Genomic DNA, 8896 nt, shown 5'->3' on the forward strand with positions numbered 1-8896 from the left:
AAGGCCGACTGGGCCGCCTCCGAAAGGGGGCGGCCCGTTTTCTTTTCCTGAGCCTCCCCCCTTGTGGGGGAGGTTGGAGGGGGGCGGCGCGCGTCCGCGCGCCAGAAGACTCTGCGGCATTTGAGTCTTTGTTGGCGTCGCCGGCTCACGCCGCCGCCGCGCCCCCACCCCAACCCTCCCCACAAGGGGGAGGGCTTAGGTCAGAACGATGCCCTTAGCGTGACCCGCAGGTCGCGGCCGGAGAGCGGGGCGAAGTCTTTCAGGAAGCTCGCGTGGCGGCGAGCGTCGACGTTGAAGATGTTGTTGGCGCTGAGCAGGAGTTCGGGCTTGTCGCGGCCTTCGCCGAACGGGCGGATGCCGAGGCTGGCGTTGACAAGCGTGTAGCCCGGCGTCGCGGTTTCGAACGGGGCGACGCGGTCCTGCTCGAAGCTGTGCTCGACCTCGATACGGCCGTCGAGCAGGCCGCTGGTCGCGCTGACGCCGCCGAGCAGGCGGAGCGGCGGGATGCGCGGCACCGGGCCGACGCCCTTGACGGTTGCGTGCACGTAGTCGGCGAGACCGTCCGCATCGACCTTCCAGTCGCCGAAGCGTGCGAGGGTGACCGTCGCCTGCGCCTCGAACCCGTAATAGGTCGCGTCGGCCTGCGCCGACTGGAACACCGGCAGCCCGTCCTCGATTTCGCCGGTCTGGCGGTCGAAGATGTAGTTGTCGAATTTGTTGTAATAGGCCGACGCCTCGACGATGAAGTTGCGGCCGCCGCCGCGCAGCGTGCCTTCGAGGCCGAAGCTGCGTTCCTTCCTGAAGTCCGGATTGCCGATCTCGAATGCCTGGGTGCCGGCGTGCGGCCCGTTCGAGAACAGCTCCTCGGCCGACGGCGCGCGCTCCGTGTGCGAGACGTTCACGCCGAATTTCCAGTCGGGCAGAAATTCGTAGCTGGCGCCGGCCGAGCCGGACCAGGCAGTGAAACGCCGGTCGACAGCGATCGGATTCGACGAGATGTGGGACCGCTCGACCCGGCCGCCGAACTCCGCCTTCAGCTTGCCCCAATCGAGCGTCTGGAGCGTGAACAGGCTGTACTGGATCGTCTCGTTCTTCGGAACGAACGCTTCCTCGCCGATCACGTTGAAATCGCGGATCAGCAGCTGACTGCCGATGGAGCCCTGCCAGACGCCGTGCCGGTTCTGGGCAAGCTCCAGCCGGCCCTCGAGCCCCTTGTTGAAGAAGCGCGTGCCGGCCTCGCCGTCCTCCTCCAGCTCGGCATGCTTGTAGTCGGCAAAGCCGAAGCGGCCGCGAAGCTGCTTGAAGAAGCCGTCGCCCAGGTCGAGCTCGGTGCGGGCATCGACGCGGGTCTGGTGCACGTCGAGGCGCGGCATCTCGCCTTCGCCGGTGGTCAGGTCGTAGCGGGCCGGCACGCCGTAGAGGCTGTCGTAATGGCTGACCGCGAAGCCGAGCTGGCCGGTGTCGGTGATGACGGAGGCGCCGCCGGCGATGTCCCAGGTCCGGGCAGCGGAGTTTGCCAGCCGGCCCTTCAGGTCGGCGAGCGCGCGGACGTCCGGATTGGGGCTGGCTAGCGCCTCGGCGCGCGCGGCGGGCGAGAGGACATGGCCGCCGATCTCCAGATCGTCGCCGTCGAGATAGCTGCCGTCGAGGTGCAGGACGAGCTTGCCGGCCACCGGCAGGTCGACTGCGCTGGCGCCGAAGACCTGGTCGGAGGCGGAGCTGTAGGTGCCGATCGCGTCGACATGGACCGCTTCGTCCGGCACTTCGCGCGGGATGCGTTTGTCGAGCACGTTGACGACGCCGCCGATCACCGACGAGCCGTATTGCAGCGCCGCCGGGCCGCGCAGCACCTCGATGCGATCGGCGAGCAACGGGTTGATCGTCACCGCGTGGTCGACGCTGGTGTTCGACACGTCGAAGCTGCCGATGCCGTCGGTGAGGATATGGACCCGGTCGCCCTGGAAGCCGCGCAGGATCGGCCGCGACGCATTCGGGCCGAACGAAGTGGAGGAGACGCCCGGCTGGCGCGCCAGTGTCTCGCCGATCGTCGAGCGGACTTCGCGCGTCAGGTCCTGGCCGCTCAGCACCGACACGGCGGACAGAACGTCCGCGCGGTTGCGGTCGAAGGGGCCGGCGGTGACGACGATGTCGCTGGGCGTCGGCTCGTGATAGTCGCCCGGCGGGGCAGCGTCGTCAGCGGCAAAGGCCGGCGTTGTCAGCAGGGCGGCCAGTGCGGCGCCGGCAAGAAGGGCGAAACGGTACAAGGAGCAACTCCGGAAACGGCGCGGGCTGACTAGCGGTCGTGATACAATATATCAAGACTGTTGGTCGGAACGATGCGGCGGGTCGTCGATCAGCCGCGCGCGTCCATCGCAGCCAGCACCGGCGAAGCGCCGCGCTCCGCATCGTCGCTGGAACCTTGAAACAAGCTGAACAGCTCGCGGCCGACGCCGGAATGCGCGGGCGGTGCGGGCACTACGGGGCGGTCGAGGGCGCCGGGCGTCAGCACCTCGATCGTGCCGGAGACCGCGTCGACGCGGACCAGGTCGCCGTCCGCCACGCGCGCGATCGGCCCGCCGTGCAGCGCCTCGGGGTAGAGGTGGATCGCCGCCGGCACCTTGCCGCTGGCGCCCGACATGCGGCCGTCGGTGACGAGCGCGACGCGGTGGCCGCGATCCTGAAGCACGCCCAGCGCGGGCGTCAGCTTGTGCAGCTCCGGCATGCCGTTCGCCGCCGGCCCCTGGAAGCGGACGACGACGACGACGTCGCGGTCGAGCTCGCCGGCCATGAAGGCGCGGAGCACGTCGTCCTGGTCCGCAAAGACGCGCGCCGGCGCTTCGATCACCCAGCGGTCGGGATCGACTGCGCTGGTCTTGATGATCGCGCGGCCGAGATTGCCGGCAAGCAATTTCTGGCCGCCGGTCGGCTGAAACGGGTCGGCGACCGGGCGCAGCATCGCCGGATCGCGAGTCGTCTCCGCGGCGGGCCGCCAGACGAGTGCGTCGTCGTCGATTGCGGGTTCCGCGCGGTGATCGGTCATGCCGTTCCGCGAGGTCGTCAGGATGTCGCCGTGGAGCAGCCCGGCGTCGAGCAGCTCGCGGATCACGAACGGCATGCCGCCCGCCTCGCGGAAGTCGTTCACGTCGCCGGACCCGTTGGGGTAGACGCGGGCGAGGAGCGGCGTCGCTTCGGAGACTTCCTCGAAATCCTGCCAGTCGATGACGATGCCGGCCGCGCGCGCGATCGCCGGCAGGTGGATCGCGTGGTTGGTCGAGCCGCCGGTCGCCATCAGCCCGACACAGGCATTGACGATCGCGCGTTCGTCGATGACGCGGCCGATCGGGCGGTAGTCGTTGCCGCCCCAGCCGATCTCGGTCACGCGGTGGACGGCGGCGCGGGTCAATTCCTGGCGAAGCTTCGTGCCCGGATTGGCGAAGGCGGCGCCGGGCACGTGCAGGCCCATCACTTCCATCATCATCTGGTTGGAATTGGCGGTGCCGTAGAAGGTGCAGGTGCCGGGCGCGTGATAGCTGGCCGATTCCGCCTCGAGCAGCTCGTCGCGGCCGACCTTGCCCTCCGCATAGAGCTGGCGGATGCGCGCCTTTTCCTTGTTCGGGATGCCGGACGGCATCGGTCCCCCGGGGACCAGGATCGTCGGCAAATGGCCGAACCGCAGCGCGCCGATCAGCAGGCCGGGCACGATCTTGTCGCAGATGCCGAGCAGCAGCGCGCCTTCGAACATCGCGTGGGACAGGGCGACGGCGGTTGCGAGCGCGATCGTGTCGCGGCTGAACAGCGACAGCTCCATGCCCGCCTGGCCTTGGGTCACGCCGTCGCACATGGCGGGCACGCCGCCGGCCACCTGCGCGGTGGCGCCGCGCTCGCGGGCGAAAATCTTGATCTGCTCCGGGTAGCGCCCGTACGGCTGATGGGCGGACAGCATGTCATTATAGGCCGTGACGATGCCGATGTTCATCGCCTGCCCGGAGCGGATGACCGGCTTGTCCTCCTCCGCCGCCGCAAAACCGTGGGCGAGATTGCCGCAGGACAGGACGCCGCGATTGGTGCCCGCCTCGCGCTGCCGCTCGATCAGGTCGAGATAGGCGGCGCGGGTCGGGCGCGAGCGCTCGACGATGCGGCCGGTGACGCGGGCGATGGCGGGGTGGAGGTTGGTCAAAAGAAACTCCGTTCATATCGAGCGAAGTCGAGATACGGCCTGAAGGCAGATGCCGAACCCGCTTCTCGACTTCGCTCGAAGCGAACGGGGAAGGGGTATTCGGCCTCGTCACTCATGCCAGCTCGCTCCATCGCGTTCGATCAGGGCGATCGCGGCGGAGGGGCCCCAGGTGCCGGCGGTGTAGGGCCGGGCGGGAACGTTCGCCTGGGTCCAGGCCTGATGGATCGAATCGATCCAGGTCCAGGCCGCTTCCACTTCGTCGCGGCGCACGAACAAGGTCGGGTCGCCTTCGATCAAATCAAGGAGCAGCCGCTCATAGGCGATGCGGCGACGCTGGCCGGCGGCTTCGGTCGACAGCGAGACGTCGAGCGCAACCTCGCGCAGATTGAGGCCGTGCCGGTCGAGCCCCGGCTGCTTCGCCATCACCTGCAGCTGGATATTCTCCTGCGGCTGGATGCGGATCAGCATCGTGTTCGGCTGCAGTCCCTTGCCCTTCTTCGCGAAGATCGAATGCGGCACCGGGCGGAACTGGATCAGGATTTCGGAGCTGCGCTCGGGCATCCGCTTGCCGGTGCGCAGGTAGAAGGGGACGCCGGCCCAGCGCCAATTGTCGATATGCGCCTTCAGGGCGACGAACGTCTCTGTATCGGAACGGTGCCCAAGCTCGTCGGCATAGCCCTTGACCGGCTCGCCGCCGACCGCGCCGGCGCCGTACTGGCCGCGCACGCTCAGTTGCTCCACCGTGTCGGGCGACATCGGGCGGAGCGAGCGGATCACCTTCACTTTCTCGTCGCGCACCGCGGCAGGCGTCATCGAGGCGGGCGCTTCCATCGCGACCAGCGCCAGCAGCTGGAGCATGTGGTTCTGCACCATATCCTTCAGCGCGCCGACGCCGTCATAATAGGAGACGCGGCCTTCGAGCCCGACCGTCTCGGCGACGGTGATCTGGACATGCTCGATCCCGCGCGCGCTCCACAGCGGTTCGAACAGCATGTTGCCGAAGCGCAGCACCAGCAGGTTCTGGACGGTTTCCTTGCCGAGATAGTGATCGACGCGGAACACCCGGTCCTCGTCGAACACCGCATTCACCGCATCGTTCACGTCGCGGCTGGAGGCGAGATCGTGCCCGATCGGCTTTTCCATCGCGATGCGGACGGTCGGCCCCGCGAGGCCGGCCTTGCCGAGCCCCGCGACCATCGGCGCGAACAGCGAGGGCGGCGTCGAGAGATAGACCGCGACGCCGCGATCGATGCGGTCGCCGACCATGTCGCGCAGCGCGGCGAACTGCGCCGCCTCGCCGCTGACCGGGCAGTAGCGGATGCGGGTCAGGAACGCGGCGGCTTCCTCGGCGTCATAGCGGTCGTCGGGAAGCTCGATCGAGGCGCGGAACGCTTCGTCATCCATGACGCTGCGGCCGGAAGCGATGATCTGCACATCGCTGGGCAGCAGCCGGTCGAGATAGAGATTATAGAGCGACGGAAACAGCATCCGGTGCGCCAGATCGCCCGTCGCGCCGAAGATGATAATCGTCTGGTAAGCGTCGGTCATGCGCGTCTCCCGCTGCCCGCGGCTGTTCCTAAGCCGCGAGGCTGGCGGGTCAACCGAACTAAGGCTTCAGCTCCCGCGCGATCGTCCTCGCGGTGGTTGCGCCATAGGGCGGCTTGATCCCGGCGAGCTTCGCGATGTCGACCTTCGGTTGCCGGTAGATGGCGCGGGCGTGGCTGAAGGTCCTGAAACCGTCGAAGCCGTGATAGGCGCCCATGCCGGACGGGCCGATGCCCCCGAACGGCAGATCCTCCGCCGAGATGTGAAAGATCACGTCGTTGATCGTGACGCCGCCGGAAATGGTGCGGTCGAGCACCTTGCGCTCTTCTGCCGCGTCGCTTCCGAAATAATAGAGACCGAGCGGACGGTCGCGGCGGTTCACGAAGTCGATTGCCTCGTCGATCGCGCCATAGCGCCTGACCGGCAGCACCGGCCCGAAAATCTCGTCCTGCATCACCGCCATGTCGTCGCTGGGGTTGCGGACGATGAACAGCGGCATCTTGGTGCCGTTGGAGGCGGCGAAATCCTCCCCGGCGGGGTTCACCTCGATCACCTCGCCGCCCTTGGCGCGGGCATCGTCGAGATAGGATTGGAGGCGGACGTGATGCCGCTCGTTAACGATCGCGGTATAGTCCGGATTGTCGAGCAGCCGCGGGTAGAGCGCGGCCGCGGCCGACTTGAGCCCGCCGATCACCGCATCTTCCTTGTCGTCGGGGACCAGCAGGTAATCGGGCGCGAGGCAGATCTGCCCCGCATTCATCAGCTTGCCGGTCGCGACCCGCTCGGTCGCCTGCGCGATGTCGGCGGAACGACCAACGATGGTTGGCGACTTGCCGCCCAGCTCCAGCGTCACCGGCGTGAGATTGTCGGCGGCGGCGCGCATGATGTGGCGGCCGACGCCCGTCGCGCCGGTGAAGATCAGGTGATCGAAAGGAAGGGCGGCAAAGGCCTGTCCGGTCTCCGCCCCGCCGCTGACGAAGGCCAGCTCGGCGGGATCGAAATAGCGCGGCGCGGTCTCCTCGAACAAAGCGGCGGTGCGCGGCGTGAATTCGCTGGACTTGACCATGGCGCGGTTGCCGGCCGCCAGCACGCCGGCGAGCGGCGCCATCGTCAGCTGTACCGGGAAATTCCAGGGCGAGATGATGCCGACGACGCCCTTGGGCTGGTATTCGATCGCCGCGCGCGCGCCGAGCAGGCCGAGCGGAAAATCGAGCCGGCGCTTTTCGGGTCTCGCCCACCGATCGGCATGCTTGCGGGCGTGCTTCAGCGCGCGGATGCTGCCGATCACGTCGGTCAGCATCGATTGCTCGCGGCTGCGGTGCCCGAAATCCGCCGAGAGCGCGGAGCAGAAGGCCTCCGCATTCTCGGCCAGCATGCGGATGGCGCGTGCGATCCGGTCCTTGCGTATCGCGACCGGCACCGGGCGTTCGGCATCGAAGGCGGCGCGCTGGGTTTGCAGCAGGGCGATCAGGTCCATCGCCCGATCCTTCCTGAAATCCGCATCCGCGACAAGCGCCACCCGCCGCACCCCCGTAGAAGCCGCAGCGCACGGGCAAGAATCCGGGAATCAAGGCTGAGCCGCCATTAACCAGACCTCATAACCGATCGCTGAAACAGGCGGACCTATTCCCGCTCGGAACAAGGCCGCGGCCCGATCCGGCTGCGCGACGAGCGAGGATAGCGATGACGACCTACAACGTGACAAACGCCACGGAGCTTTCGTCCGCGATCGCAAGTGCGGCGGGTGGCGACAAGATCGTGGTTGCGGACGGCAACTACGGCAAGCTGAACATCTTCAACCGCGACTTCAGCTCGACGGTGACGATCATGGCGGCGAACCCGGGCGGGGGCGTGCATTTCGACGGGCTGAACATCAGCGCGTCGGACAATGTGAACCTGGTCGGGGTAGACCTGGGACGTGCGCTGAATGCCGGCGAGCCCGACTATACCCAGCTCAACTCGATCTCCAACGCCAGCAACATCAAGCTGAGCCAGGTGACGGTCCACGGCTCGATGGACGGCGATCCGACCAATGACGGCATCGGGCTGATGGTGCGTAACGTCGCCGGCTTCAGCATCAGCGATTCCTCGTTCAGCGACCTTTACCGCGGCATCATCGTCCAGCAGTGCACCAACACCACGATCCAGGACAACGACATCACGCTGATCCGTTCCGACGGCATCATCTCGATCGCGAACCAGGGCCTGTCGATCCAGGGCAATCACATCGGCGAGTTCCACCCCAAGCTCGGCGACCATGCCGATGCCATTCAGTTCTGGAACACCAACCAGACGGTTGGCCAGTCGAACATCACGATCAAGGACAATGTGATCTTCCAGACCTATTTCAGCGGCGTCGAGCAGACCGGCATCCAGGGCATCTTCATGTCCGACCCGCGCGAATACGGCTATCAGAACGTCCTGATCCAGAACAACGCGCTCTATTCCAACGACGCCTATAACGGCATCTACGTCAACGGCGCCACCGGCGTGCAGATCCTCGACAACACCGTCGTCTCCAAATCCACCGACGGCAAGATGTTCTGGATCGACGTGCTCAACAGCGCCGATATCTCGGTCCAGAACAACGTCACCGACCGCGTCATCACCTCCAACGTCACCAACTATTTCGAAAGCGGCAACGTCAACTTCCTTGCCGATCCGGCGGCGCGCGACCTGTTTCCCAACCTGGCGAACCCGACCCAGCTCGAGGACCTGCTCACGTCGGGCGTGGGCTTCCAGCTGCCGGAAGGTGGCGCATCGGATCTGCCGCCACCTTCGGACGTGCCGCCGCCGTCCGACATCCCGCCGCCTTCGGACGTGCCGCCGCCTTCGGACGTTCCGCCAGTCGAGACGTTGCCGCCGGCTCCCGATCTGCCCCCGGACGGCGGAGCGGCCGTCACGGTCCAAGGCGACGACAACGACAACATCCTGGGCCTCGGCGCGACGGCGAGCCAGCTCAGTGGCGAGGCCCGGGCGGAGACGATGTACGGCTATCGCGGCAACGATATGTACTTCGTCGATCACGCCGGCGACGTGGTCATCGAGGCCACGAATGAGGGCAATGACCGCGTTGCTTCCTCGATCAGCTATGCGCTCGCGGCGACGTCCGCGATCGAGAGGCTTGAGGCGATCGATCTTGCCTCGACCACAGCGATCGATCTGACTGGAAAC

Annotated in this window: 5 protein-coding genes; 1 reads left to right on the forward strand and 4 read right to left on the reverse strand. The window is 67.0% G+C overall.

All coding sequences use genetic code 11. The features are described 5' to 3' along the window. Nucleotides 1-200 precede the first annotated feature (200 nt). From VFT73_RS11110 to VFT73_RS11125, 4 genes are all read right to left on the reverse strand, one after another. Nucleotides 201-2264 (reverse strand): TonB-dependent receptor, encoded by a 2064-nt coding sequence (locus VFT73_RS11110; RefSeq protein WP_326410985.1) that lies wholly within the window; start codon nt 2262-2264, stop codon nt 201-203. 89 nt (nt 2265-2353) lie between these two features. Continuing rightward, the gene (gene edd / locus VFT73_RS11115) at nt 2354-4177 is read right to left on the reverse strand and encodes a phosphogluconate dehydratase (protein WP_326410987.1); all 1824 of its coding nucleotides are present in this window, start codon (nt 4175-4177) and stop codon (nt 2354-2356) included. Nucleotides 4178-4285: 108 nt separating this feature from the next. Beyond that, the gene (gene zwf / locus VFT73_RS11120) at nt 4286-5725 is read right to left on the reverse strand and encodes a glucose-6-phosphate dehydrogenase (RefSeq protein WP_326410990.1); all 1440 of its coding nucleotides are present in this window, start codon (nt 5723-5725) and stop codon (nt 4286-4288) included. 58 nt (nt 5726-5783) lie between these two features. Then, nucleotides 5784-7241 (reverse strand): coniferyl aldehyde dehydrogenase, encoded by a 1458-nt coding sequence (locus tag VFT73_RS11125; protein ID WP_326410992.1) that lies wholly within the window; start codon nt 7239-7241, stop codon nt 5784-5786. Nucleotides 7242-7405: 164 nt separating this feature from the next. On the opposite strand from VFT73_RS11125, the gene VFT73_RS11130 reads away from it, so the two are divergent. Next, nucleotides 7406-8896: right-handed parallel beta-helix repeat-containing protein (locus tag VFT73_RS11130; protein WP_326410994.1), on the forward strand; the 1491-nt coding region annotated here is incomplete at its 3' end.

The organism is Sphingomonas sp., assembly GCF_035758555.1.
In the GTDB taxonomy this organism is placed as follows: Bacteria; Pseudomonadota; Alphaproteobacteria; order Sphingomonadales; family Sphingomonadaceae; genus Sphingomonas_B.